This is a genomic window from Collinsella sp. HCP3S3_E5 (assembly GCF_052067635.1).
GTDB lineage: Bacteria > Actinomycetota > Coriobacteriia > Coriobacteriales > Coriobacteriaceae > Collinsella.
In genome coordinates, this window is sequence record NZ_JBQHQF010000004.1 from 1 (window position 1) to 26,623 (window position 26,623).

22 protein-coding genes and 1 tRNA gene are annotated in these 26,623 nt (G+C 61.3%); 13 read left to right on the forward strand and 10 right to left on the reverse strand.

The window, feature by feature from the left end; genetic code table 11:
- Positions 1-276: 276 nt before the first annotated feature.
- The 10 genes from ACTM82_RS01885 to aroF all read right to left on the reverse strand — a co-directional run bounded on the left by ACTM82_RS01885 (position 277) and on the right by aroF (position 10,444).
- On the reverse strand, positions 277-1,158 hold the full coding sequence (locus tag ACTM82_RS01885; protein WP_441054297.1) for a hypothetical protein: 882 nt from the start codon (positions 1,156-1,158) through the stop codon (positions 277-279).
- A gap of 119 nt (positions 1,159-1,277) precedes the next feature.
- A complete protein-coding gene (locus ACTM82_RS01890) occupies positions 1,278-1,727 on the reverse strand; it encodes a DUF4869 domain-containing protein (protein ID WP_441054295.1) in 450 nt (149 codons plus the stop codon).
- A 129-nt stretch (positions 1,728-1,856) separates the two neighbouring features.
- Positions 1,857-2,294 carry a type II 3-dehydroquinate dehydratase gene (gene aroQ / locus ACTM82_RS01895; protein WP_154516148.1) on the reverse strand — a complete coding sequence of 146 codons (438 nt, stop codon included), beginning with the start codon at positions 2,292-2,294 and terminating at the stop codon, positions 1,857-1,859.
- A 100-nt stretch (positions 2,295-2,394) separates the two neighbouring features.
- The gene (locus tag ACTM82_RS01900) at positions 2,395-3,633 is read right to left on the reverse strand and encodes a shikimate kinase (protein WP_441054293.1); all 1,239 of its coding nucleotides are present in this window, start codon (positions 3,631-3,633) and stop codon (positions 2,395-2,397) included.
- Complete coding sequence (pheA, locus tag ACTM82_RS01905) at positions 3,634-4,779, reverse strand: prephenate dehydratase (protein WP_441054291.1); 1,146 nt, start codon at positions 4,777-4,779, stop codon at positions 3,634-3,636.
- Between the two features lie 169 nt (positions 4,780-4,948).
- Positions 4,949-6,046, reverse strand: a complete 1,098-nt coding sequence (gene aroC / locus ACTM82_RS01910) for a chorismate synthase (RefSeq protein ID WP_441054289.1) — start codon at positions 6,044-6,046, stop codon at positions 4,949-4,951.
- Position 6,047: 1 nt separating this feature from the next.
- Positions 6,048-7,367 (reverse strand): 3-phosphoshikimate 1-carboxyvinyltransferase, encoded by a 1,320-nt coding sequence (aroA, locus tag ACTM82_RS01915; protein WP_441054287.1) that lies wholly within the window; start codon positions 7,365-7,367, stop codon positions 6,048-6,050.
- On the reverse strand, positions 7,361-8,467 hold the full coding sequence (gene aroB, locus ACTM82_RS01920; protein WP_441054285.1) for a 3-dehydroquinate synthase: 1,107 nt from the start codon (positions 8,465-8,467) through the stop codon (positions 7,361-7,363). Before aroB ends, aroA begins: the two co-directional genes overlap by 7 nt.
- A 36-nt stretch (positions 8,468-8,503) precedes the next feature.
- Positions 8,504-9,418 carry a prephenate dehydrogenase gene (locus ACTM82_RS01925; RefSeq protein ID WP_441031159.1) on the reverse strand — a complete coding sequence of 305 codons (915 nt, stop codon included), beginning with the start codon at positions 9,416-9,418 and terminating at the stop codon, positions 8,504-8,506.
- Between the two features lie 3 nt (positions 9,419-9,421).
- Positions 9,422-10,444: a 3-deoxy-7-phosphoheptulonate synthase gene (gene aroF / locus ACTM82_RS01930; RefSeq protein WP_441054283.1), complete on the reverse strand. Its 1,023-nt coding sequence runs from the start codon at positions 10,442-10,444 to the stop codon at positions 9,422-9,424.
- A 203-nt stretch (positions 10,445-10,647) separates the two neighbouring features.
- Between aroF and ACTM82_RS01935 the strand changes: the two genes are divergently transcribed.
- From ACTM82_RS01935 to ACTM82_RS01995, 13 genes are all read left to right on the forward strand, one after another.
- Positions 10,648-10,724 (forward strand) — tRNA-Arg (locus tag ACTM82_RS01935).
- Positions 10,725-10,800: 76 nt separating this feature from the next.
- Positions 10,801-13,521, forward strand: a complete 2,721-nt coding sequence (locus ACTM82_RS01940) for an HAD-IC family P-type ATPase (RefSeq protein WP_441054281.1) — start codon at positions 10,801-10,803, stop codon at positions 13,519-13,521.
- A gap of 215 nt (positions 13,522-13,736) precedes the next feature.
- On the forward strand, positions 13,737-14,891 hold the full coding sequence (locus ACTM82_RS01945; protein WP_441054279.1) for a zinc ribbon domain-containing protein: 1,155 nt from the start codon (positions 13,737-13,739) through the stop codon (positions 14,889-14,891).
- 105 nt (positions 14,892-14,996) lie between these two features.
- Positions 14,997-15,539: a peptidylprolyl isomerase gene (locus ACTM82_RS01950; protein WP_154516178.1), complete on the forward strand. Its 543-nt coding sequence runs from the start codon at positions 14,997-14,999 to the stop codon at positions 15,537-15,539.
- Between the two features lie 12 nt (positions 15,540-15,551).
- Positions 15,552-16,862: a tetratricopeptide repeat protein gene (locus ACTM82_RS01955; protein WP_441054277.1), complete on the forward strand. Its 1,311-nt coding sequence runs from the start codon at positions 15,552-15,554 to the stop codon at positions 16,860-16,862.
- 127 nt (positions 16,863-16,989) lie between these two features.
- Positions 16,990-18,021 (forward strand): rod shape-determining protein, encoded by a 1,032-nt coding sequence (locus ACTM82_RS01960; RefSeq protein ID WP_006236061.1) that lies wholly within the window; start codon positions 16,990-16,992, stop codon positions 18,019-18,021.
- A gap of 78 nt (positions 18,022-18,099) precedes the next feature.
- Complete coding sequence (gene mreC / locus ACTM82_RS01965; RefSeq protein ID WP_441054275.1) at positions 18,100-19,041, forward strand: rod shape-determining protein MreC; 942 nt, start codon at positions 18,100-18,102, stop codon at positions 19,039-19,041.
- Positions 19,042-19,053: 12 nt separating this feature from the next.
- On the forward strand, positions 19,054-19,620 hold the full coding sequence (locus tag ACTM82_RS01970) for a hypothetical protein (protein WP_427718707.1): 567 nt from the start codon (positions 19,054-19,056) through the stop codon (positions 19,618-19,620).
- Between the two features lie 13 nt (positions 19,621-19,633).
- On the forward strand, positions 19,634-21,703 hold the full coding sequence (mrdA, locus tag ACTM82_RS01975; protein WP_154516187.1) for a penicillin-binding protein 2: 2,070 nt from the start codon (positions 19,634-19,636) through the stop codon (positions 21,701-21,703).
- A gap of 9 nt (positions 21,704-21,712) precedes the next feature.
- Entirely contained in the window at positions 21,713-22,939 is a 1,227-nt protein-coding gene (locus ACTM82_RS01980) for an FtsW/RodA/SpoVE family cell cycle protein (protein ID WP_441054272.1), read from the forward strand.
- A gap of 18 nt (positions 22,940-22,957) precedes the next feature.
- The gene (locus tag ACTM82_RS01985; protein ID WP_441054270.1) at positions 22,958-23,887 is read left to right on the forward strand and encodes a YcjF family protein; all 930 of its coding nucleotides are present in this window, start codon (positions 22,958-22,960) and stop codon (positions 23,885-23,887) included.
- 9 nt (positions 23,888-23,896) lie between these two features.
- The gene (locus ACTM82_RS01990; protein WP_427795657.1) at positions 23,897-25,774 is read left to right on the forward strand and encodes a TIGR03960 family B12-binding radical SAM protein; all 1,878 of its coding nucleotides are present in this window, start codon (positions 23,897-23,899) and stop codon (positions 25,772-25,774) included.
- A complete protein-coding gene (locus tag ACTM82_RS01995; RefSeq protein WP_441054268.1) occupies positions 25,771-26,583 on the forward strand; it encodes a TIGR03936 family radical SAM-associated protein in 813 nt (270 codons plus the stop codon). The genes ACTM82_RS01990 and ACTM82_RS01995 overlap by 4 nt, the downstream gene beginning before the upstream one ends.
- Positions 26,584-26,623: the final 40 nt, after the last annotated feature.

Sequence of the window (26,623 nt, forward strand, 5' to 3'; positions counted from 1 at the left end):
TCCTTTCCTAGAACCTGTTGTTGTGGTGATTTCAGATTCTAGGACGAAGGCCGTTCTTCGTTAAACGGGCGCTAGGGTGTCACCCTTACACCAACATTTTCGACGCGATCGGTTGATTGGTTTATTCCTTGGCAGACCATGCCTCTGCTTATGTCACTGTCGGCATCGTGGCTCTTCGCATCAATCGTGCGCTGCGCCTGCGATATTGGATTGGCTTACGTGATCAAGAAGGCATGATGACAGTGGGGAGAACCAACTTGGTCCTCCCCGCCGTATCTATTCTGCTTTCAAACACTCGGGCAAGACGTTTGCTACTGCATCCATTGCCTGCGGCTTCAGGTATTGCTCATTGAGCTTCGCCTTTTTGTAGGCATAGCGAGTGTCTGCCGAGTATTTGACCAGCACATCGGTGAAGAACCGCTCCCAGCTTAGGTAGTCGCGGCTTTCGATATAGCTCGAAGGATCCTTGAGGATTATTGGAATGTCGTTGTTGGGGATGAGACCGGATTGCAGAAGCGTCCACTCAAATGATTCCGGGAGGAACAGGCGAACGTTCTTGTAAACGCGCTGTCCGAGCACCTTTTCGATGTAGGGACCAAACGCTGCGCCGTCTCCAATGGCAAGAACGTTTTGCTCGGGGCATTCGTGAATCGTTCGTTTTAGGTTTGCTACGCCGGTAGCGGTGTAGCAGGGGATTCCCAGTCGGTTGCAAAGGGCGCTGTAGAATTGATAACCAGACTTGCTATCCTCGACAATTACGGCATCGGGATTGTCGAAACCTACGTTAAGGTCCTGATACAGCATGTTTCCCGCGTGAGTATAAAGCGGTTTGGTCACCGAGTAAAAACGCTTGTCGCTCTTGCGGCCATTGATCGTTTTGCTTGTGGTGTTGACTAGTTTTAGGATCTCGTCGACGCTGTAGGGGAGTTCGTTGGCGTCGCGACGAGATATCAGAACAAAATAGTTGGACGAGCCGTTGACGGCTTTGGCGAAGTCCTTTGAGTAAATAAACTCGTTGCCCTCATCTAGAAAGACGATTGAATCTTCGATGATCGACAGCTCGCGCTCCCAGCGTCTGCCAGAAAGCGTTTCGCAGGGCACGTCGCAGCTGAGTGTAACGCCGCTTTCCGGTCCTCGGTCGTTGTAGTCGCGAATCATCGAGATGAGCGTCGTTTTGCCCGTGCCGCTGTTGCCGCGTATGAAGGAAATATTTCGTTTAAACGTGAGCGTGTATTTGACCTTTGCACGCTCTACGACAACGGTGTGCGTTCCCCTCATTACTCATCAACATCCAAAAAGTCATTCGTGGCACCGACAAACTCCTGCATGTTCCTGACGATGCGGCCATCGTTTTCAATGCGGATTTCAAAGTTCTTCCAGGGGAATTTCATGATGTGGTAAAGGGTCACCAGCACATCCTGTTCTTTGCCGATCTTGAGCAGCCAGCGGGCACAGTTGTCTCCGCAGGTGGATGCGTTGAACACCATATTTGGGAGATTGCGCACCAGCAGCAGCGTCTTAACGCCGCCGGACAGTTCGAGTGGAGTGATTGAGCCCAGCTGCTTGCTTACGATGTTGTGGGGACCGATGAGCTCTGATCCGTCCACGCTTTTAATAATCTGTGCGGCCATGGGGTCTTCGAACCATGAGTCCAAGTATGAGTTCCTAAAATAGGTCTCGGTATCGTAGATGGAACCGGGGTAATCCCCCAGGTGAATGCTCAGCATGTGGGTCTCCAGACGTAGTGTGACTGCAACGATTATATGCCAGTAATAAAATGCCGGCAGCAGCGAGGTCGCTACTGCCGGCGCTGGCTTTATTAGCGCGTAGTCGTGTTGATGGATTTGCTCGCGACGCTACTTTTCGAGATGCTCCCTCAGCAGCTCCAGCGCGTGGGCATACCCCTGCAGGCCCTCGCCGGTGATGGTGGCGAAGCAGGCCAGGCGGGCGTAGCTCACCTGGCGGAAGTCCTCGCGCGTCTCGACGGCGCTGATGTGGACCTCAACGGCGGGGATGGCGACGGCTTTGAGGGCGTCGAGAATCGCCACGCTGGTATGCGTGTAGGCAGCCGGGTTGATGACGATGCCGTCGACCTTGCCGTAGGCTTCCTGGATCTTGTCGACGATGCTGCCCTCGTGGTTGGACTGGAAGACCTCGACCTCGTCAAAACCTTGTGCGGCGCCTGCTTCCTGGCAGATCTGGACCAGGCGGTCGTAGTTGTCGCTGCCGTAGATGCCCGGCTCGCGAATGCCGAGCATGTTGAGGTTGGGGCCGTTGATGACGAGTGCTTTCATGGCTGCTTCCTTTGCGGTCTGGTTGGTGGCGAGGCTTGCTGTCTGCGGCGTTTGCCCAGATAAAACCTGCCAAAATAAACCTGTCCCTTTTTGGCAGGTTTTAGAGGGCGTCGAGGACGGCGCGTGCGGTGTTGGCGGCGCAGTCGCGTGAGTCGATGATGTAGTCGGCCCAGGCGCGGTAGCGCGGCATGCGCTGCTCGGCGAGCTTATCGATGCCATCGCGGGCGGTGATGGGGCGACCCTTGTGGGCAAGCTCGTCGAGCCTGCGGTTGAGCATCACAATCTGGCTGTTCTGGTGCAGCAGCGGGTAGTTCTCGTCACGCGTGACCACGCCGCCGCCGGTGGAGAGTACCAGGCCGCTTCGCTTGGAGATGTCGGCCAGCGCCGCCGTCTCCTGCTCGCGGAAGGCCGCCTCGCCGCGCTCGACGATAAAGTCGGCACAGGGCATGCCCAGACGCTCCTCGAGCGCGCGGTCCAAGTCGATGTGCTCGCGACCCGTGAGCTGGGCGATCTGCTCGCCTACGCGGGTCTTGCCCGAACCCGGCATGCCGATGAGCGCGATGTTCTGCTCATGGCGCGACAGACGCTCCGTTACGTCCAGGATGCGCTCGCGCGGGGTGGCTTGGCCGGTATAGCGCTCGACGGCCTGTGCCGCTTGGGCCACGAGCATCAGCAGGCCGCCGATGCAGGGGATGCCGCGGCGCTCGGCCTCGAGCATCAGACCCGTGCGGGCGGGATTGTAGACAAGGTCGATGACACCCTCGAGCGCATCGAGCCCTTCGAGCGTGCAGGGCGCGTCGGGGCAGTGAGGGAACATGCCGGCGGGCGTGCAGTTGACGAGCAGCGCCGCGTCGGACTGCTGTGCGATGTTATCGTAGTTGACCTCGCTCGTGCGGCCAACAGGCACAACGACGGCGCCCAGGTCACCGAGCACCATGCTGGCCGTGGTGCCGGCACCACCGGTGGCGCCGAGCACGAGGGCCTTCTTTCCGGCAACCTCTACGCCCAGCTCCTCGACCAGGCACTGAAACCCAAAGTAGTCGGTATTGTCGCCGCGTAGGCGGCCGTCGGGTGGGCGCGTGATGGTGTTGACGTTACCCATGCGCTTGGCCAGCGGACTCAGCTCGTCCAGGTATTCCATGACGGCGCGCTTGTAAGGGATGGTCACGTTGGTACCTTCCCATTCGTCGCCCGTCATAAAGGCCTCAAGCTCCTCGGGCTCGCGTTCAAAACGCACGTACTCCAGGCCCGCGAGCTCTTTGTAGATGGTCGGGGTGTAGCTGTGGCCCAGCACGCGGCCCAGAACGCCGTAGGGGCGGGTTGCGGCGGTATCGGTCATCTAAAGCACCTCCGTGTAGCTGCCAAAGTAGGTAAAGCTCTCGCACACGTCATCGATGGAATCGAGTAGGTCGTCGAGGGCCTTGCTACCAAAGGGGCAGTCCAGGTCAAAGTAGAACATAAACTCAAAATCATGCCCGGGGATGGGGCGGCTCTCAAGCTTGATGAGGTTGATATTGAGCGCGTAGAAGCGCTCGAGTACGCGGTAGAGGGCGCCCGGCTCGTTTGCCGTAGTGATCATGAGCGAGGTACGGTTGGCACCGGGATAGACGCGCGGTTCACGGCAGATGACAACAAAGCGCGTGTAGTTGTTGTCCGAGTCCTGGATGTTGGGCTCCAGCACCTCCAGACCATACAGCGCGGCGCAGCTGCGCGAGGCGATAGCGGCGACATCGGTGCGCTCGGAGTTGGCGACCATCTCGGCCGACATGGCCGTGTTGGGGTACTTGGTGGCGTGCAGGCCGTGGCCCTCGATAAAGCCGGCGCACTGGGCGATGGCCTGGCCATGGCTGTAGACCTCGCGCACGTCGGCGAGCTTGGTGCCGGGTTTGACGAGCAGGTTGTGATCGATCTTGAGCCGCAGCGAGCGCACGATGTGGAAGTCGAACTGGGCGAGAAGATCGTAGACGGCGTTGACCGAGCCAGCGGTTGAGTTTTCGATGGGCAGCACGCCAAACTCGCAAAAGCCGTCGCGCACGGCGCGCATAACGCCTTCAAAGGTCTCAAAGAACGCAATATCGGGCACGTCGAAGAGCTTGCACGCGGCGATCTGGCTGTAGGCGCCTTCGACGCCCTGGCAGGCGACGGTGGCCGTCTGGGGGAAGGGCGTGTCAAAGGCCGTGGCCGTGGCATGGGCCTTTTGCGACACGGTGATGCCCTTGAGCTCGTTGATGTAGCGCTGCTGCTCGGCCTTGCTCATGCTCATGAGAAGGCGGAACAGGGTGATGGTTTGAGCTTCGTAGCGCTCGGGTGCTCGGCTGGCGAGGTTGTTGAGTTTGGAGCGCTCGCGGGCGGGGTCAAAGACGGCCTTGCCCATCTCGATCTTTGATTTGGCGACCTCGGTGGCAATGTCCATGCGCTCGACAAAGCTGTTGAGCAAGGCGGTATCGATGCCATCGATGGCCTGGCGAATATCGGCAAGGTCCATGGAGACCCCTTTCGTGAATCGTTGCCTGGGGTAGCTAATTTGGGACGGGGCTTTTTTAGCTACCCTTTGACTGGTGGCGAATCGATGGGTGCCGGGGCAAATACTCACTGGCATATGGGGGTAGCTAAAAAAGCCCCGTCCCAAATTAGCTACCCTCGGGGTGGGTGGGCTAAAGCTGGGCGGCGTCTTCTAGGAGGGCGTCCCAGATGGCCAGCGCCGCGGCTGCTTCGGCTACGGGGACGGCGCGCGGGACGATGCAGGGGTCGTGGCGGCCGTGGACCGAGAGCTCCGCATTTTCCATGGCGTCCATGTCCACGGTCTGCTGCTCGAGACCGATGGAGGGCGTCGGCTTTACGGCCATCCGCCACATGACGGGTGCGCCGGTGGAGATGCCGCCCAGGATGCCGCCGGCGTTGTTGGACTCGACCGCAATCTCGCCGGTCTCGGCATCAACGCGATACGGGTCGTTGTTCTCGCTGCCGCGCATGGCGGCCACGGCAAAGCCCATACCAAACTCCACGCCCTTTACGGCGGGAATGCCAAACGCGATCTGCGCGATGCGGTTCTCGATGCCGTCGAACATGGGGTCGCCGATGCCCGCGGGAAGGCCGTAGATGCCGCACTCCACGATGCCACCGATGCTATCGAGCTCATCGCGTGCGGCGAGAATCTCCTCGCGCATACGGCCGGCAGCTGCCGCGTCGATGCACGGTAGGTCGTTCGAAAGGATCGCCTTGCGGTCGGCCTCGCGATAGACCATGTCGTCCATGGGCAGATCCGAGATGCCACCAATCTGAGCCACGTGAGCCATCACCCGAATACCGCGGGCCTCGAGTGCCTGCAGCGCAATACCGCCGGCGATGCACAAGGGTGCCGTAAGACGTCCAGAGAAATGCCCGCCGCCGGCGACATCGTGCATGTTGTGGTATTTCACGCGCGCGGGGTAGTCCGCATGCCCCGGGCGGGGCTTGCGGCGCAGCTCGGAATAGTCCTTGGAGCGCGTGTTGGTGTTCTCGATAATCGCGGCTATAGGTGCGCCGGTGGTGTGCCCATCGACCACACCGGCAATGATGTGCGCGGCGTCGGCCTCGCGGCGCTTGGTCGCGGTCTCGTCGCGACCGGGGGCGCGACGATCGAGGAAGGCCTGCAGCTGCTCCTGGTCAACGGCGATACCTGCCGGAATGCCGTCGAACGAGCAGCCGATGGCGGGGGAGTGCGACTGGCCGAAGATGCTTAAGTGCAAAACGTTGCCAAAGGTCGAGGACATGCTACTCCTCCTCGAGCGTGACCTTGCCGCCCAGCAGGCGGTAGTGGTCAAAGAAATCGGGATAGGACTTGTTGACAGCCTCGGCGCCGTGAATTACGACCTCGCCGGTGGCACGGCTTGCAGCGATGGCGGCCATCATGGCGATGCGGTGGTCGTTGTGCGAATCGACCTCGCCGCCGGTAAAGGCGTCGACGCCCTTGATGATGAGGTCGTCACCGGCAATGCGCACCTGCGCGCCCAGCGCGGTGAGCTCACGGGTGGTGGTAGCCAAGCGATCGGATTCCTTAATGCGTAGGCGGGCGCAATCGCGGATGAACGTGCGGCCTTGTGCCAGCGATGCCACGGCAGAGATAACGGGCACCAGGTCGGGGATGTCGTGCGCGCTCATCTCAAAGCCTGCGAGCTTATCGGACTGCACGGTGGCGGCGTTGGTGGAGCGCACGATGCGGGCGCCAAAGCGCGAGAGCGCGGCAAGCACGTTGCGGTCGCCCTGGGCGGAGCTCAGCGACACGCCCTCCACGGTGATGGGGTCGGAGCCGATGGCGCCGGCGCACAGCCAAAAGGCGGCGTTGGACCAGTCGCCCTCGACAGCCACGCTGCCGGGCGTGCGGTACGAGCCGCTGCTCACGCGGAAGTTCGTGACCTCGGGCTTGCCATTCTTGGCGGGGATGCGCTCGACGTTGACCTCGACGCCAAACGCCTTCATGGCCTGGATGGTCAGGTTGATATAGGGACGGCTCTCGATGAGCCCGGTCACCTGCACGCAGGAGGGCTGGGCCAGCAGCGGGGCTGCCAACAGTAGACCGGAGATGTACTGTGAGCTCACATTGCCCGGCAGGATAAAAGTACCCGGGCGCATGCGGCCGCTCGTCTTGAGCGGAAAGCCGCCCAGGCCCTGCAGGTCGCAGCCGGCGGCGATGATCTCGTCGGAGAGCGGGGAGAGCGGGCGGGCGCCCAGACGGCCCTGGCCCACAAACGTGGCCTCTGCCCCCAGCGCGCAGGCGACGGGCAGCATAAAGCGGAGCGTGGAGCCGCTCTCGCCGCAGTCGAGCGTGCCGCCGGCAAGTGCTTTGAGCAGGCCAAACTCAATACTCTTCATAGTGGGATGGACTTGGAAGCCATCCTCGACGGTTTCGATGCGGGCGCCGAGCGCCGTGAGGCAGCGCACCGTGGCCTCGATATCGGCGCAGGTGGTGTTGCAGGTCACATGCGTCTCTCCGTTGGCAAGGGCGGCGCAGATGATCAGGCGGTGCGCCATCGACTTGGATGCGATGGCGGGGACGGTGCCCTTGAGTGGGGACGGAGTGATGCGGGCTAGCATGCGGAGGCGTCTCCCTTCTGGCCGAGGCCCTCGGCAATTAAATCATGAAAGGCGGAAAGCGGCGTGCGGTCGATGCTGCAGCGGCCAATGTCGTGTGGAATCACCAGGTCGATGGTGTCACCGGCGCGTTTTTTGTCGTGCAGCGCCTCGGCAAAGACGGCGTCGGCGGAAAGCGAGCAGCGGGTCTTGAGACCGTGGCGGGCGCAGAGCTCCTCAATACGTGCGGGCAGCGCGGCGTCGCAGATGCCATGAAGCGCTGCGGCGCGCGTGATGATGCCCATGCCGATCGACACGCAGTTGCCATGTCCCAGCTCAAAGTGCTCGCAGGCCTCGACAGCGTGTCCAGCGCTGTGTCCAAAGTTGAGCAGCTTGCGCTGGTTGGTCTCGCGCTCATCGGCGACAACCACGGCGCGTTTAATGTCGATATTGCGGGCGATGATGAGCGCCACACGGGCAACGTCGCGGTTGAGGAGCTCCAGCGTGAGCGGGGTCTTCTCCAACTCGGTGAAAAGCTCGGGGTCGGCGATCACGGCGTGTTTGACGACCTCTCCGCAGCCGTCGGCGAACTGCTCGGGCGTGAGGGTGGCGAGACACCCCACGTCGGCAATAACCACACTCGGCTGCCAAAAGGCGCCGGCCAGGTTTTTGCCGGCAGCTAGGTCGATGGCCGTCTTGCCGCCCACCGACGAATCGACCATGGCGAGCAGGCTCGTGGGGATCTGCACAAACTTGCAGCCGCGCATGTAGGTGGCGGCCACAAAGCCAGCCACGTCGCCTACAACGCCGCCGCCGAGCGCCACGATCACGTCGGAGCGCGAGAGCTCGTGCTCGGCCACAAACTCCAAGATGTTGATGTAGGTCTCGGCGCGCTTGTGGGCCTCGCCGGCCTCGAAGGTGCAGACACTCACCGTATAGCCCGCAGCCTCCAGGCTCTGCTTAACAGGCATTTGGTAGAGCGGGCCCACGTTGGTGTCCGTCACGATGACGGCTTTGGTACCGCCGGCGGTGGCGCGGACGAGCGGGCCCGCCTGCTCCAGCAAAAACGTGCCGACGTGCACCTGGTAGGGGCGCGCGGTGTCGATATCGATGGTAATCGCCATAAGCTTTGGTCCTTTCGACCTGGCGTGATAGGTGGTCTAGTGGGCGGCCTCGTCGTCGAGCGCGCGCTTGATGCGGTCGCCCTCGGCAAGGAGATTCTCAAGATAGCGCTGGTCGCGGTCCTTGAGCGCGCGGCTGTAGGCGCCAAGCGACTCGATCAGATGGTCGATCTCAAAGGCAAGTGCGTCGGCGTCGTCGATCATGAGCTCCGACCACATCTGCGGGTTGAGGTGCGCCACGCGGGTAAGGTCGCGGTAGCTTCCGGCCGAAAAACCGTGGTGAACCTGGGCAGTCGGGCTTTTGACGTAGGCGTTTGAGACGACGTGTGCGAGCTGGCTCGTAAAGGCGATCACGCGGTCGTGCTCGGCGGCGGTGGTCACGCTGAACTTGCCAAACCCTAAGGGGCGCACCATCTCTCGCACCTGGCCTAAAAGCTCCAGCTTGAGCGCATCGTCCACCGCGGGCGGCACGAGCACGAGTGGCGCGCCCTGGAACAGGTCGGCACGGGAGTGAGCGTAGCCCGAGTACTGGGTGCCCGCCATGGGGTGCGCGCCCACAAAGTAAAACCCGTACTCGCGGGCGAGTTCGAAGGCACGCTCGCACACGATGCCCTTCACGCCCACGGTGTCAATCACCACGGGCCCCATGATGGCCTCGGTATCGGTGGCATCGGCGAGTGCTTGGGCGTGCGCCTCGAGCCACTCGATGCAGGCCTCGGGGTAACAGGCCAGCACGATGATGTCGCACTCGCCGAGCGTCTCGTCGTTGAGCTCGCCGGCGACGGTGCCCATGCTGGCGGCCGTCATGACGTCATCGTCGGGGTCCCAGGCCAGCACGCGGACGCCCGCCTGCGCATAGCCGCGGGCAAAGCTGCCGCCGATCAGACCCAGGCCCACAACGCCGGCGCATTTGGGGCCGCCCTGGTTAACGCGTGCGTTTCTTACCGTACCCATGGGCTACTCCATGGTCTCTTGGCAGACGACCTCGCGGATGGCGCGGATACGGCGCATGGTGTCGTCGAACTGGTCGGGGGTGAGGGCCTGGGCGCCGTCGGACCACGCGCGGCTGGGCTCGTCGTGGACCTCGATCTCCAGACCGTTGGCGCCGCAGGCGGTCGCGGCGAGCGCCATGGGTTCAACGTAGCGGGTGTAGCCGGTCGCATGGCTGGGGTCGGCCACGACGGGCAGGTGCGACAGGTGGTGCAGCACCGGCACGGCGTTGAGGTCGAAGGTGTTGCGGGTGCGGGTCTCGAAGGTGCGAATGCCGCGCTCGCACAGGATGACGTTGTCGTTGCCCTCGCTCATGATGTACTCGGCAGCCATGAGCAGCTCGTCGACGGTGCCGGACATGCCGCGCTTGAGCAGAATCGGGGTCTTGGTCTTGCCTACCTCCTTGAGCAGGGGGAAGTTCTGGGCGTTGCGGGCGCCGATCTGCATGACGTCAATCTTCTTATCCAAGAAGACCTGCACGTCGCGCGGGTCCATGATCTCGGTGACGATCGGCATGTCGAGCTCGGCCGAGGCCTCGCATAGCAGGTCCAGGCCGGCGGGGCCCATGCCCTGGTAGGCGTAAGGGGAGGTGCGGGGCTTGTAGGCACCGCCTCGCAGCATCGTGGCGCCGGCGGCCTTTACGCGACGGGCGATGCGAATGAGGTTTTCGCCCTCGACGGAACAGGGTCCGGCGATGACCTGGAACTGGTCGCCGCCGATCTTGATGCCGTGGCCGCAGTCGATGACGGAGTCCTCGGGGTGAAACTTGCGGTTGGCACGCTTGAACGGCTCGGAGACGCGCTGCACACGCTCGACGACGTCCATGGACTCGAGCAGGAACGGGTCGATCTTGGTCGTATCGCCCACCAGGCCGATGATGGTCTCGTTCTCGCCGCGCGACACGTCGGTTTTGAGACCCTTCTTCTCAATCCAGCTGACGATGTGGCCGATGGCCTCATCGCTTGCGCTCCGCTTTAAAATTGCAATCATGGTGTGCCTCTCACCTCGATGGATAACCCTTGCAAAAACGGCCCGCAGTGCGAGCCGTATCATATGGTGCATGAGAGTTTATACTAATTATTTCACTTTTGCGTCCTAAAGTGAGCCGTTGCGCTTCGTCTCCCACGTAATTGCAGAGCTTTTTCTATTATGTTGTTAGCTCGTGGCGCACTTGGGTATAATGCCAACCGTTGGCCCTATTAGCTCAGGGGATTAGAGCGTCTGCCTCCGGAGCAGAAGGCCGTTGGTTCGAATCCAACATGGGGCACCATCGAACGTAAGACCGTCCGAACCTCGCATGGTCCGGGCGGTTTTTCTTATACCGACGCGACGTGATAGGACGTGGTATGGCAACGACGGATATCGAGCGCGGACTTTCGACCGCCGAGGTCGAGGAGCGCATTGCCGCCGGCAAGATCAACCGCAACATGGAGCTCAAGACCAAATCGGTTCGTGAGCTTATCATCGAAAATCTCTGCACGCTGTTCAATCTGATCAACGTGGTTTTAGCGATTTTGGTCATTATGACCGGATCGTTTAAGAACCTGACGTTCCTGTTCGTGGTGTTCCTCAATACCGCCATTGGCGTCATCCAGTCCATGCGCTCCAAAAAGATGGTTGACAAGCTCACGCTCCTCACTTCTAAGAAGGCCATCGCGGTGCGCGACGGCGCCGAGGTGGAGCTCGACTTGGACCAGATCGTGCTCGACGACATCATTCGTCTGGGGCGCGGGGACCAGATACCTGCCGACGCCGTGGTGGTATCGGGCGAGGCGCTCGTTAACGAAAGTCTGCTGACGGGCGAGAGCGACCTTATTAAGAAGCAACCTGGTTCCGAGCTCATGAGCGGCAGCTTTATAGACTCGGGCCTGTTGCGTGCCCGCGTGGTCCATGTTGGTGCGGATAACTATGTGGCCAAGATCAACAACGAGGCCAAGTACGTCAAAAAGGTCAATTCCGAGATCATGAACGCGCTCAACGCCATCGTGCGTTTTGCGAGCGTCATTATGATTCCGCTCGGTCTGGCCTTGTTTGCCTCGAGTGTAAGTGGGTTGTGGGACGCCGCCGGTACCCCGGGCGATAGCGCGCTTTCGTGGTGCTTTTCCGAGCTGCTGGCCGGTCGCGTGCCTTCGTCGGCGCTGCTGTCCACGGTGGGCGCTCTTTTGGGCATGATTCCACAGGGCCTGGTGCTGCTGACCTCGTCAGTGCTTGCCATCGCCACGGTGCGCCTGGCGCGCCGCAAGGTACTCGCGCAGCAGCTCTATTGCATCGAGACGCTCGCGCGCGTCGACGTGCTGTGCCTGGACAAGACGGGCACTATCACGTCGGGTCGCATGGAGGTCGAGGGCACCTATCCGTTGCCCGTTGAGGGCGTGGGCTTGGCCCCGGACGAGGCACCTGTCCCCGTCGATACTACCGTGCTCGATTTTGCGCTTGCCAATGTCGCGCGCGCGACCTCGGCTGATGCCAATGAGACCTGCCAGGCGCTGCTCAACTACTACGCCGACCGCCCGGTCGAGGTGTCCGAGCCGCTGTCGGTCATTCCGTTCTCGTCGTCCAAAAAGTGGAGCGGCGCCTCGTTTGCACAGGGCTCCTATGTGATGGGTGCGGCGCAATTTGTGCTTTCGGAGCGTATCTTTGCGCAGGTCGAAAATCGTGTGGCCGAGCTTGCCGACACCTGCCGCGTACTTGTGGTGGCCCGTGTGGACGGCTTTACGCCCGATGGCGATATGGTGGGCGAGGCCGAGCCCGTGGGCTTTGTGACCATTCGCGATGAGATTCGCACTTCGGCCGCCGAGACCATCGGCTACTTTAACGAGCAGGGTGTGACCCTTAACGTGATCAGTGGCGACGACCCTCGTACGGTGTCGTCGATCGCGCGCGTGGTGGGCGTGCCGGGGGCGGACGCTTATGTGGACGCCACGACGCTCGATACGCCGTCCAAGATTGATGCGGCGGTGGACCGCTATCACGTCTTTGGCCGCGTGACCCCGCAGCAGAAGCGCGAGCTCGTGCAGGCGCTCAAGCGTCGCGGCCATACCGTTGCCATGACGGGCGACGGCGTCAACGATGTGCTGGCACTCAAGGAGGCGGACTGCTCCGTGGCCATGGCCGCCGGTTCCGACGCCGCACGCAACGTGGCCGAGATCGTGCTGGTCGATAACGACTTTGCCTCGATGCCTGCCGTGGTGGCCGAGGGCCGTCGCTCCATCAACAACCTGCAGCGTTCGGCCTCGCTGTTCCTGACCAAGACGCTGTTCTCGATGGGCCTGGCGGCACTGTGCATCGCGCTGCCGCCGTATCCCTTTGAGCCAATCCAGATGACGCTCATTAACTTCTTCTGCATCGGCGCGCCGGGCTTTGTGCTGGGCCTTGAGCCCAACAATGCCCGCGTGAAGGGGTCATTCTTGATCAACGTGCTCAAGCGCGCGCTGCCGGCATCGGTTGCAGTCATTTTGGCGGCGGCGCTCGATATCTTTGTGGCGCGCGTGTTTGGCTTTAGCCAGCTCACGCTGTCGACGATGTGCCTTCTCACGTCGTGTGCGGCAAGCGTGAGCCTGATCTGGCGTATCTCACAGCCGCTCACACCCTTGCGCGTGATGCTCTTTGTATTTGTCGTCGTCGGCATCTTGGTGGGCGTTATCGGATTCCCCGAGCTGCTGTCTATCGCCAACTTGTCGATGGGCGAGGCAATTATCCTTCTGGTGATTGTGGTCTTTACTTGCAGCGTGTTCTTTAAACTCGCCTCGATGATGGATTCGCTTAAGCCGCGTCGCCGTCATGCCGCCACTGGCTTTGGCCGCGGCGTGCGCGTTCGCTTGGGCCGCGGTGGCGGCAAGGTGAGCTCGACGGGCTCGACGGCCGAGCGTTTTGCCAAGCGCGTCGCCGCCGACATGGCGCAGCGCCGCGAGGAGCGTACGACCCGTGAGGCCGAGGCCCGAGCGCTCGAGGGCGTGGAAAAGACCCAGCCTAAGAAAAAGAAGGGCGCGGGCGTCAAGCGCTCGCGTGTGACCAAGTCCGCGCAGGGCATTAAGGTCTCGATGCCGAGCAAAAAGAAGAAGAAGTAACCGCACCTCACAGGGTAGCTAATTTGGGACGGGGCTTTTTTAGCTACCCGGCTGATGACGCGATCTATTTGGCCGATTGGCGGCCAGGGCAGCTAAAAAAGCCCCGTCCCAAATTAGCTACCCTGCGATGTTGAATTGGTGCCCTGTGCCTTTAGGGGCGTAGCGATGTTATGCTCTAACTTCGATGGTTCGAATGATTCCGAAAAGAGGATGCCGTGATTTGCCCGCATTGTCTCAAGACCATAGAGGACGGCTCCTCGTTCTGCCCCTATTGCAATGCCTATGTTGGCCCGGGCGATGGCCCCGAGCACACCGAGTTTGTGTTCTGCGAAGGCTGCGGTGCCCGTCTGTCGCCGCATGACCGCACCTGTTCCAAGTGCGGGCGCCCTGCCCCGGGCATTCTATCCGAGGATGCGGCCGCATCCGACCTGGCTGCTGGGCGCACGGCTGGTTTTCCCCGCCTGACGCAGGAGCAGATCGATACCGAGGTACCCCATGCGCCGGCCTCTGCCGCCGCGGTACTTTCCGATGCCGCCGATCCCAATGAGACCTGCGTGCTGCCGGCTTTCGACAGGGATTTTGGCATTCCCAAGGTCGATATTCCGCTGCCGGTGTCCCTTCGTGACGACGCTCAGTCCAAAAATCAAAAACCCAAGCGCAAGGTGCATCCTGACGAGGATGCCTACCACAAGCACAAGCGCCGTATTCCCAAGCCGCTCATCGTCATCGCGTTGCTCGCTGCCGTGTGCGGCAGTGCCTATTGGTTTGTGACGTCGGACCCCATGGGCGTTATGCCGGGCTTTTACGACCAGTTTGGCCAGGCCGCCAAGACGACGTTCCCCTCGCGCCAGAAGGGCGAGGCTACCGAGGAAGAGACCAAGTCCGACGATACCGCCGAGGTGGTCCAGGAGGAGACCGTCCTTTCCGACGACCAGCTCTATACCAAGCTCGACGGTCTGTATCGGACCATCGTGTCGTATGGCGACGATGATCAGATCGGCGAGGTTGTCGACTCGTTTAACAGCGGGTACCTGCGCACGCCGCTCTCCACGCGTCAGGAGCTGTCGCAGAGCGCTTATGCCCTGCGCGACCAGATCAAAAAGACCCAAGACGAGCTCAACAACCTTAAGGTGCAAGATGATACCGTCTACGCGGAGGATATCGAGCACCTCAAGCAGCTTGCCGAGTGGATGTACGAGCGCGTCGACATGATCTGCCAGAGCTGGGATATCTCGCTGTCCATTCCCGATGGCGAGTCGCTGAGCGCACGCCAGAGTGAAATCTTGGCGCCCATCGCACAGGGCGGCAACAGCGCCCTTAACCAGTACGATGCCAATGTGAGCGCCTGGAAGCCGCAGCCGCGTTCGTAATTTGTTGCCCTCCGACGGCATAACCTGCGTGCGCAATTGATGGAAGCCCGTGCTTATTGCTACAATTCGTACAAATATGCTTTAAACGCACGAGGAAGGAACCACATGTTTGGTTTTAAGAAAGAGCTTTATACGCCCGAGTACCAGCTCGCTGGTGACGAGTGTGCGATCATCGAGACGTCGAAGGGTACGATCAAGGTCAAATTTGACGGCGAGGGCGCTCCCATCCATGTGGCGAACTTCTGCGAGCTTTCCACCATGGGCTTTTATGACGGCCTTAAGTTTCACCGCTATGTGCCCGGCTTTGTGATCCAGGGCGGCGACCCCAATACCCGCGATATGTCCGGCGCTGACGTCGCCGCCGGCCTTGAGGGCCCCGACGGTATGCCCGGCACCGGTGGCCCCGGCTACTGCATCAAGGGAGAGTTTGCCACCAACCCGCGCAACAGCCATGTGGACGGTGCGCTTGCCATGGCGCGTTCTATGGATCCCGATTCCGCGGGCTCCCAGTTCTACTTCTGCCTGGGTGCCCAGCACAATCTGGATTCCGGTTACACCGTCTTTGGCACCACGGTCGAGGGCCTCGACGTGATTTCGCAGCTGCGTGCCGGCGACGAGATCGTCCATGTCGAGATCGTTCACGAGTAAAAGGGGACTTCCTTGAATAGCCAGTTGATTCAACAGGGTCGAGCCGCTTATCGTGCGGGCGACTTTTCTGCAGCCGCTCAGATGCTCGGTGCGGCAAAGACCCCCGGCGAGATCATGGGCGAGGCCGACCATCTGCGTGGCAACGCTCTGATGCACCTGGGTATGTACGCCGAGGCTGCCGAGGCGTACGCGGCTGCCCTCAACGACGGCACCTATGGAAAGCGCGGCGCGCTGCTCACCAACCGCGGCAAGGCGCTCGCTGCCGTGGGTGACTATGTGACCGCAGCCCAGGCGTTCTCCGCCGCAACGCAGGATGCTTCCTATGCCACGCCGTTTAAGGCCTATCTGGGTCTTGGCAACGCGCTGTTCCAGTCGGGCGATTTCGCCAATGCAGGCACTGCCTTCCGCCAGGCCGCCATCGATGGCGCCAATCCAGCCCCCGCGGCCGCCCTTGGCGAACTCGGCCGCTGCTTCATCAAACTTGGCCGACCGGCGGACGCCGTGGAGACCTATCGCACGGCCATCGACTTTGCCGGTCCGCGCGATGACACGCGTGCGCTTAACGCGGGTATGGGCGAGGCGCTTTCTGCCGCGGGTCGTCCTTCCGAGGCGCTCGATGCCTTTAATGCCGCCACCGCCGACGGCATCTATCAGCTCACGCCCGAGCAGGCCGATGAGCTTGCCCGCGTGCACGATTCACTTGCCGCGCTTTCGGCCCAGACCGCCATGGCCATGGCCACGGCCCCGGCGCCCGCCATGGAAACGACTGCTGTCGATTCGCTCGATCCCACGGGTGCCACTGGCCAGTTTATGCCCGATCCGTCCGACACGGGCTTCTTTACGCTGTCCGAGTCCGAGATGGTCCAGCAGGATCGTCAGGACCGCAAGCAGGCCAAGGTCCGTCGTCGCCATCGCCATACGGGCCTCAAGGTCTTCCTGGTTTTGCTTCTGCTGATTGTTCTTGCCGCGGGCGGTTTGGGCTTTGCCTACACGCGCGGCATGGGTATCCCCTCGCAGGAGTCCGTCATCACCGATCTGTTCCAGGCTGCCGGCGACGGTGATACCGCCAAGGCCGAGTCCTGCTTGGCCTCCAGCCTGTCCGAGGACGCCAAGGCGATGATTATCTCCTCGATCCCGCAGGGCGCCACCGTCTCCGTTGAAGGTATGGACCAGTCCATGACCGAGACCACCGCGAAGGTGAAAGCTTCGCTGTCCAAGGGCGGCGAGCAGGAATATACCGTCAAATTCGTGCGCTCCGATAACCATATCGGCTGGGCGGTATCTTCGCTCGACATCGATTTCTCGGCCGCTGACAACCAGTAGTGACCTTATGAGATTTGGCGCTGCCCGGTGCTTCACCGCAAGTGAGGTGCCGGGCTTGCGCTAGTATGATGGGCTAGTAGTTTTCCAGCAATCATCCAACACATCAGGAGTTGCGTTGTTTTCTTTGATGGACATGTTCTTCGGTAGCTATGCGGGCGATCTAGCCATCGACCTCGGCACCGCCAATACGCTTGTCTCCGTGCGCGGCAAGGGCATCGTCATTCGCGAGCCTTCCGTCGTCGCCATCGACAAAAACGACGAGCGCATCCTTGCAGTCGGTATCGAGGCTAAGCGTATGCTTGGCCGTACGCCCGGCAACATTGTGGCCGTGCGTCCTCTTAAGGATGGCGTCATCGCCGACTTCGATGTCACCGAGGCCATGCTTCGCTACTTCATTGATAAGGCTTCCGAGAAGCGCTATCCGTGGACCCCTCGTCCGCGCGTCGTCGTATGCGTTCCCTCTGGTGTCACGTCGGTCGAGAAGCGCGCCGTGTTCGAGGCTACGATCCAGGCTGGCGCTCGCCAGGCCTATCTGATCGAGGAGCCTATGGCCGCGGCTATCGGTGCTGACTTGCCTGTCGAGGAGCCGACCGGCTCCATGGTCATCGATATCGGTGGCGGCACCACCGAGGTTGCCGTTATCGCCATGGGCGGTATCGTCGTATCGCAGTCCATCCGCATTGCCGGCGACGAGTTCGATCAGGCTATCCTCACGCATGTTCGCGATGCCTACAATTTGGCCATCGGCGAGCGCACGGCCGAGGACATTAAGATTAAGGTCGGCTCTGCCGTGCCGCTCAAGGACGAGCTCGACGTCGAGGTCAATGGCCGCGACGTGATCACGGGTCTGCCCAAAACCGTGCGCATCGAGAGCGAGGAGATTCGTCGTGCGCTCAATAAGCCGCTCGACGAGATGGCCAAGGCCGTTAAGGACGCACTCGACGCCACGCCGCCCGATCTTGCCTCGGACCTTATGTACTACGGCATTCTGTTGACCGGCGGCGGAGCGCTGCTGCGCGGCCTCGACGTCCGCTTGCGCGATGAGACAGGCGTTTCGGTCAACGTGAGCCCCACGGCGCTCGACAACGTCGTAAACGGTTGCGCCCGCGTGCTCGAGGCCAACGCGTTTGACGGCGGTTTCGTCCAGACCAATGCTTAATTTCCAAAAGGTGGATTCCATTTGGCACGATCTTCGGGTTTCTCTTCAAATCTGAATACCAAACGACAATCAACGGGTATGCGCCCGTTGATTGTTTTCAGCCTGATTTCTGTGTTGCTGCTCACGTTTTACATTCGAGAGGGCGAGGCCGGGCCGATACATGCCGTGCGTTCGGGCGTCACGACAATCACCTCTCCGGTGCGTTTCGTTGGCTCGGCGGTGGCGGCGCCATTCAATGCCATCGGCAACGTGTTCTCCAACCTCACCGCTTCGCAGGAGTCGCTCGACGACCTTAAAAAGCAAAACGAGGTTCTCACTTCCAAGGTCGCGGAGCTTTCCGAGGCCCAAAAGACCGCTGAGCGTCTTGAGGGTCTGGTGGGTCTGCAGTCGACCTATAACCTCAAGTCCACTGCGGCTCGTATTGTCGGAGCCTCGGGTGACGCCTGGACGTCGACCGTCTCCATCGATAAGGGTTCTGCCGACGGGCTTACCATCAACATGCCCGTGACGAGCTCGGCCGGCGTCATCGGCCAGATTATCGAGGTTTCGGCCAAGACATCGACCGTGCGCCTGATTGGCGACGAGAACTCTGGTGTGTCCGCCATGGTGCAGGACACGCGCGCACAAGGCATGCTACAGGGCCAGCCCGATGGCACGCTGCGTCTTGAGTACGTGAGCGTCGACTCCGATGTTAAGGTGGGCGATATCATCGTGACCTCGGGCATCGGTGGCGTGTTCCCCAAGGGACTGCCGCTTGGCACCGTGTCTTCGGTCGAGAAGTCGGCTAACGACGTGTACTACACCATTGTGGTGCGCGCGCAGACCACGGCCGAAAATAACGAGGAAGTGCTCGTCATCACCTCGCTCACCGACGAGCAGTCGGCTTCGGACGATGATGTGAGCTCGGCCAATAGTGCCCCGCAGGGCTCGTCGCGCGATGCCGCGACTCAGTCTAAGGACGAGAAATCGGATGATGATTCCGACACGGCCGAAGCGTCCGATTCTGGATCGAGCGAATAGGGAGGCATGTCCATGGATCTACACGAGCAGGGGACTGGCTCCCGCGCCTTTGCAATCGCCGCTATCGTCTGCGTGCTGCTGCAGGCGGGACTGGCACCGCAAATCTCCATCGCGGGCGGTCGCGTCAACTTTATGATCATCTTGGTGTGCCTGGCCGTGTTTTCGGGCGACCCTACGCGTGCCGTCGTGTGCGGCTTTTGCAGCGGTCTGTTTTACGACCTTTCCGCCGCCGTGCCGGTGGGCGTTATGTCGCTGCTGCTGACCGTGGGCAGTTTTGCTTTGGTGCACAGCGCGGCTGGTCAGACGGGCGGCTCGCCGAGCGCGCGCGGCATTACCGTGGGCGCCTTTGCGCTTGCCATTAACGTGGTCTACAGCATCATCTTGCTGTTTATGGGTCTGGAGACGAGCTTTGTGGTGGCCATCTTTGGGCACGCTCTGCCGTCCTCGATCCTGACGGGCTTGATTGCCATTCCGTTTTTGATGTCCGGTGCCGCTCCGCAGTCTGGCTATGGGTTCTCCGCGCGCGGTGGGCGTCAGACGGGCATGCGCTTTAAGCCCAAGACCCGTAAGCTCAAATAGGGGAGGCCTCAAGATGTCTTCCCAGTTGACGGTTGTTGTCGCCGGTATCGCGCTGGTCGTGGCCATTGTGGTCGCGCTGGTCATCATGCGCCGCGGCGACTCCCGCTTTACCTACGACACACAGCACGGAACGGCCCCGCGCGCCACCGAGGGCGAGGGCAATACGGCCGCCACGGCCTTCAAGGGCCGTTTTTCCATCCTCACCACGGGTGTGGGTGCCATGTTTGCCGCGCTTGCCGTTAAGCTGTGGGGCATGCAGATGGTCTCGTCGGACTACTACGACAAGCAGGCTAAGAGCAATCAGACCCGTACCGTTACCACGCCGGCCGTGCGTGGCCGCATCTTGGACCGCAACGGCGTCGCACTGGTGCAAAACCGCCCCTCGCTCGCCGTCGTCGCCTATCGCGATCTTGCCGACGATAAGGTGCTGGTGCGTCATCTTGCCAACGTGCTCGGCATGCCGTATGTCGCGGTGCTGCGCAACATCCAGGACAATTCCGAGGGCGCGCAGAGCCTGCATACGATCGCGACTGACGTGCGCCGCTCTACCGTCGCCTACATTCAGGAGCACGCCGGTGAGTTTCCCGGCGTGAAGATCGCCGAGCGCACCGAGCGCCAGTACCCGTATGGCGAGACCGCCTGCCATATTTTGGGCTATACCGGCACCATTACCTCCGAGCAGCTCGAGGCGCAGAACAAGAAGTCGTCGGACGGCAACGAAAGCGCGGCTGGCCAGATCTCGTATCAATCGGGCGATATTGTGGGTCAGGCGGGCGTAGAGATTTACTACGAAAATCTGCTGCAGGGTATTCGCGGTGAGCAGACCGTGAAAGTTGACGCCTCGGGTAACGTTACCGGTCAAGCCGGCGCCGTTCCCGCCAAGGCCGGTTCTGACATTAAGCTTACGCTCGATCTTAAGATTCAACAGGCCTGCGAGACGGCTCTGGCGAATGCCATTGAGCTTGCCAAGACTACGGGCCATAGCAATGCCGGCAACGGTGCCGTGGTGTGCCTTGACCCCAACAACGGCGAGATCCTGGGCATGGCAAGCGAACCCAAGTTTGATCCTTCTGTCTTTATCGGCGGCGTTTCCAATGACGTGTGGACCGAGCTTAACGATGACGAGGGCTCGCATCCGCTGCTCAACCGCGCCATTAGCGGCCAGTACATGTCCGCCTCGACCATCAAACCCCTCTCGGCGTTGGCTGGCCTCGAATTTGGCACGTACACTTCGAGTCAAACGACCAACTGCACGGGATATTGGACCGGCTTGGGCAAATCTTGGGGAAAGTACTGCTGGCTGCACTCCGGCCACGGCACGATGACGCTGCAGTCCGGTATCGCCAACTCCTGCGACCCCGTGTTCTACGATATGGGCAAGGCCTTTTTCTACAACGACCAGCATCCCGAAGGCCTGCAAGAGGTCTTTCGCCGTTGGGGCCTGGGCAAGACCTGCGGCATCGACCTGCCGAGTGAGGGCGCGGGCCGCATTCCCGATGCAGAGTGGAAAGAGTCGTACTTTACCGACGCCTCGGCCGAGGACCGCAAGTGGAATGCCGGCGATATGACCAACATCGCCATCGGCCAGGGCGACATTCTGGTGACACCGCTGCAGATGGCCTGCGCCTACATGGGTATTGCCAACGGCGGCAAACAGTATGTGCCGCATGTGTTCTTGTCTGCTGTCTCGCGTGATGGCGACGGCGATGCCTACAAGTACAACGGCAAGGGCAAAAAGAAGCGCCTTGAGGCCCAAATTAACAACGATGCCGATCTTGCGCTGGTCCGCAACGGCATGCACGATGTGATTTACTCGGCGTCGACTTCGACCGCCGCGCACTTTAACTCCCTGACTCCTACGGTCTACGGCAAGTCCGGCACGGGCGAGAAGAGCGGCGAGGATGATTACGCGTGGTTTTGCGCCTACGCGCCGGCCGATGACCCCAAGTACGTGATCGCCACTGTCTTGGAACAGGGCGGTGGCGGCTCCGATACCGCGCTGCACGTTGTGCGCGATGTCCTCGGTGCGATTTATGACGAGCCTGACACGTCGACGGCCACGGGCGATTCCTCGGTTCGATAGGAGGTTGCGATGGACTTTTCGCTGGCGGACCTGTTCCGCTCAACCAAAACCGGCTCTCGCAGCAGCCTGGACCGCGTTAACAAGCAGATTTCCGCATCGCGCGGAACGTTTCGCCAAAAGGTGCACGTCGGCGTGCTGTTGGCGACCGTGGCGCTCGTCACCTATGGCGCCATTATTATCTGGTCCGCCTCGCAGTTTAAAGCCGACGCCTCGTTCTCGCGTCACCTGCTGGGTATCGGTATTGGCGCGGTGCTGGCGGTGCTCGTCTGGCGCACCGACCTGCGCGGCATTTCCAACTTTTCGACGGCCCTGCTCGTCATCGACCTCATCGTGATCTTCTCGCCTAAGATTCCGGGCCTGTCCTACACGGGCGGCTTGGGAATGACGGGTTGGATCAAGATTCCCGGTATCGGTTTAACATTCCAGCCCGTTGAGCTTGCCAAGCTCATCACCATCTTCTTTATGGCCACGCTTGGCTCGCAGTACAACGGGCGCATCGATACCGCTCGCGACTACATTAAGCTCTGCGGCATGCTATCCGTTCCGTTTTTGGCCGTCGTCGCCATGGGCGACCTGGGTTCGGGTCTGGTCGTGCTGGTGTCAGGCGCCATCGTCATCTGCATGAGCGGTGCGCGCCGCGAATGGGTGCTGTCGACTTTGGCTCTGCTCGTGGGTTTGGTGGCGCTCGTCCTGGCGCTCGATTCGGTCTTCGATTCGCTGCTCGGCCACGATGTGCTCATTAAGCAGTACCAGATGAATCGTCTGACGGTCTTTATCGACCCCGACAACGCCGATTCGGACGATGCGTATAACCTGCAGCAGTCGTTGATCGCGGTCGGCTCGGGCGGTTTCTTTGGTAAGGGCCTGGGGCATGCGACGCAGTCGGCCGGCGGCTTCCTGCCCGAGTTCCATACCGACTTCGTCTTCGCCTTTTTGTCAGAGACGTTCGGCTTCTGCGGTTCCTTTTTGTTGCTGTGTCTGTACGTACTGCTCATCTTCTCGACGATTCGCGTCGCCTTTAAGTGCGAGTCTCTGTTTCTACGCTTGTCATGCGTGGGTATTGTCGGCATGTGGGCATTTCAGACGTTCGAGAACATCGGCATGTGCATTGGCATGATGCCGATTACCGGTATTCCGCTGCCGTTCATTAGCTTTGGTTCGTCCTCGATGATGATCCAGTTGTTGACGGTGGGTATCGTACAATCCATATGGCGGCATCGTTCGGGCGCCGCGTAACCGCTGGAGGGGTTTGCCATGAAGATTCCCGTGGAAAAGCTGACTCGCGCTTTTAAAATGGGCGCGACCACCAAGAGGGATTCCGATACGCCGGTGCGCGTTTCGGTCTACCTGGATTCGACCGCCTCGCGTTTTTTGGTCGAGACGGTGCGCGATGCCTTTGTGCCGCAGACGACCTCGGGCATTGTCCGCGTTGAGCGTCTGGGGGAGGAGCGTATCGTCCCCAAGACCGATACCGACGTGGTGCTGGTGCTTTCGTGCGGATCTGAGCGCCTTGAGAGTGCTGTACAGGAGCTCGTCATTGCCGGCGCGCCCGTGTGCGTGCTGGCCGAGTCCGCTGTCGAGGTGCCTTTTATCCAGGAGTCCACGCCCATGCTCGGCGTGGTAGCGGCCACCGATAAGACGTATCTGCTCGAGACGCTCGCCCGCTGGATTCTCGTTCGCACGGAAAAGGAGACGGCCTTTGCGGCGAACTTTGCCTTTATGCGCATTGCCGCCGCCAACCGCATCATCACCTCGTGCGCGCTTACCAATATGGCGACGGGCGCGCTGGTGTTTTTGCCGGGGGCCGATTATCCCGTTATGGCGCTGGCGCAGGTTGGCATGCTCTTTGAGCTTGCGGCCATCTTTGGACGCGGCATTAAGCCCGAGCGCGGCTATGAGGTCGCGGGCGTGCTTGCCGGCGGCTTGGTAATGCGCGCCGTCACTCGCGCCCTGGTAAAGCAGACGCCGCATATTGGGTTTGCCGTCAAGGCACTCTCCGCCGCCGTCGGCACCTATGGCATGGGTCGTGCGCTCGTGTCTCTCTACGAGCGCGATATCGACTACAGCCGTGCCAACGAGGTGGTTGCCGCCACGTTCTCGCGCGTCCGCGACCTTGTGACCACGGTTGCCGGCGCTACCCGTCCCATGAATCCTTTTGAGGATGCATCCGATCTCGCTGCTTAGGGGTTTCTTTTGCGCGTTCCATACCAAGACTGTTTTCATTTGATCGAGCCGTTGCTCGCGAAGGTCGAAAAGCCGAGTCGCTATATCGACCACGAGTGGGGTACGCTCTCCAAGGCCGATGCCGACTATCGTTGCTGCATGATTTACCCGGACGTGTACGAGGTCGGCCTGCCCAACCAGGGTATCGCCATCCTGTACAACATCCTTAACCAGGCCGAGGGCATCTCCTGTGAGCGCGGTTATGTGCCGTGGCCCGATATGGGCGATGCCATGCGCGAGGCCGGTATCCCGCTGCTGTCGCTCGAGGGCGCAGCGCCCGTGGCCTCGTTTGATATCGTCGGTATGCACGTGCCGCACGAGATGGCCGTGACAAACTTTCTCGAGGCGCTCGACCTCGCCGGCATTCCGCTGCTGGCTGCTGACCGCACCGAGGACGATCCCATCGTCGTCGCCGGCGGACCTTCGGTTTATAACCCCGAGCCGTATGCGGCCTTCTTCGATGCCATCCTGATTGGCGAGGGTGAGGAGTCGCTGCTCGAGATCTGCCACCTGCATCGCCGCCTGCGTGACGAGGGTGTCCCGCGCGCCCAGATTGTCGAGCGGCTCGCGACCGTCTCCGGTACCTACGTGCCCTCGCTGTACGAGGTGCGCTATGACGAACCCTGCTCACCGCACGGCTATACCGTGCCGCGCGAGGGTAAGGACGTGCCGCCGGTGGTCTACAAGCGCGTCGTCGAGGACTTTGGCGCTACCAATCCATTGTCGCAGTCGTGCGTGCCCTATGCGCAGCTCGTTCACGATCGCCTGTCTATCGAGATCCTGCGCGGCTGCGCTCGCGGTTGCCGTTTTTGCCAGGCCGGCATGACGTATCGCCCGGTGCGCGAGCGTTCGGCAGACCAGATCGTGTCCTCGGTGATCCAGGGCCTGGAAAAGACCGGCTATGACGAGGTGTCGCTCACGTCGCTTTCGACCACCGACCACTCCTGCATCCGCGACGTGCTTGGCAGGCTCAACCGCCGCCTGGAAGATACGGGCATTCGCGTGTCCATTCCCTCGCAGCGCCTGGATTCGTTTGGCGTGGATATGGCCGAGTCGGTCGCCGGCGAAAAGAAGGGCGGCCTGACGTTTGCCCCCGAGGCCGGCAGTCAGCGTATGCGCGACATCATCAACAAGAACGTGACCGAGGAGGACGTGGACCGCGCGGCCAAGGCGGCCTTCGAGGCCGGCTGGAACCGCATGAAGCTCTACTTTATGATGGGTCTTCCCGGTGAGCGCGATGAGGATATCGTGGCCATCGCCAACCTGGCCGACCACGTGCTGGAGCTCGGCCGCTCCGTGGTACCCAAGGCGCGCCGCGGCTCCATCTCGGTGTCCATCTCGGTGTCGGTGTTTATTCCCAAGGCCGCCACGCCTTTCCAATGGTGCCCGCAGCTCGATTACGACGACGTCAAACGCCGTCAGAAGCTCCTCATTACGAGCGTTCGCAACCGTGCGGTCCGCGTGCACTACCACGATGCCGAGACCTCGCTTATCGAGGCGGCGCTGTCTCGTGCAGGCCGCGACATGACGCCTGTCATCATCGATGCCTGGCGTGCCGGTTCGCGTTTTGACGCCTGGGTGGAGCATTTTTCGCTCGATAACTGGAAGGAGGCCGCGGCCAAAAACGGCATCGACCTCAACGAGCTCGTGCACCTGCCCTACGAGCTGGACTGGCACCTGCCCTGGGAGCACGTGAGCCCCGGCTGCTCGCGTGGCTTCCTCGAGCGCGAGTACCGTCGCTCGCTGGAGGGTGTCACGACCCCCGACTGCACCCGCACGTCGTGCACCGGCTGCGGAATCTGCCCCACGCTCCACGCCAAGAACGTATTGGTGGGTGATCGTGCATGAGTGAGCGCTTGACCGACAACCCCACGCTCTTTAGGCTTCGCGTTCGCTACGGCAAACGCGATCGTCTCAAGTACCTGGGCCACCTGGAACTAATCCATACCATTGAGCGTATCGTGCGTCGCGCGGGGCTGCCCTATGCTGTGACGCAGGGTTTCTCGCCGCATATGCGTGTGGGTTTTTCGTCGGCGCTGCCCGTGGGCACGTCGTCGACCTGCGAGTGGTATGACCTGTTTATGACCGAGTTCGTCGCGCTCGACGAGGCCTTTGGGCGCCTGGCCGCGGCATCTCCGGCCGATTTGGCGCCCATCGAGGCCGCCTACATCGACGTGCGCACGCCGGCGCTGACGGCGCAGCTCACGCGCCTGTCGTACCGCATCGACCTGCATCTGGACCCTGAGTCACCCGTGAGCGCCGATGAGGTGCGCGCCGCGATTGACACGTTGCGTGCGGGCCACGGCATCGACTATGCGCGCGGCAAAAAGAGCAAGCGCCTGGACTTGGACCATACGCTCGTGGGCTACGAGCTTAAGGCGGGGGAGCGCCCGGAGCATCTGGTACTCATACTCGACACCCATGCCGACAACGAGGGCTCCATGCGTCCGGAGATTTTGCTTTCTGCTGCTGATGTTTTGTTGCAGGGCTTGACCCCGGGCGTCGATGCACCTATTGTTTCCACCGGTATGCAAGACCTCGTGACCATCTGCTCCTACGATGTCGAGCGTCAGAATCAAGCATGCGAAGACGACGAGGGCCGACTCGTCAGCCCCATACCTGTGCGAACTTGTGGATTTGCTCCACATACTCGTTGACGGGGATATTATCGCCTGCTACTATATTCGGCTGTTGCAC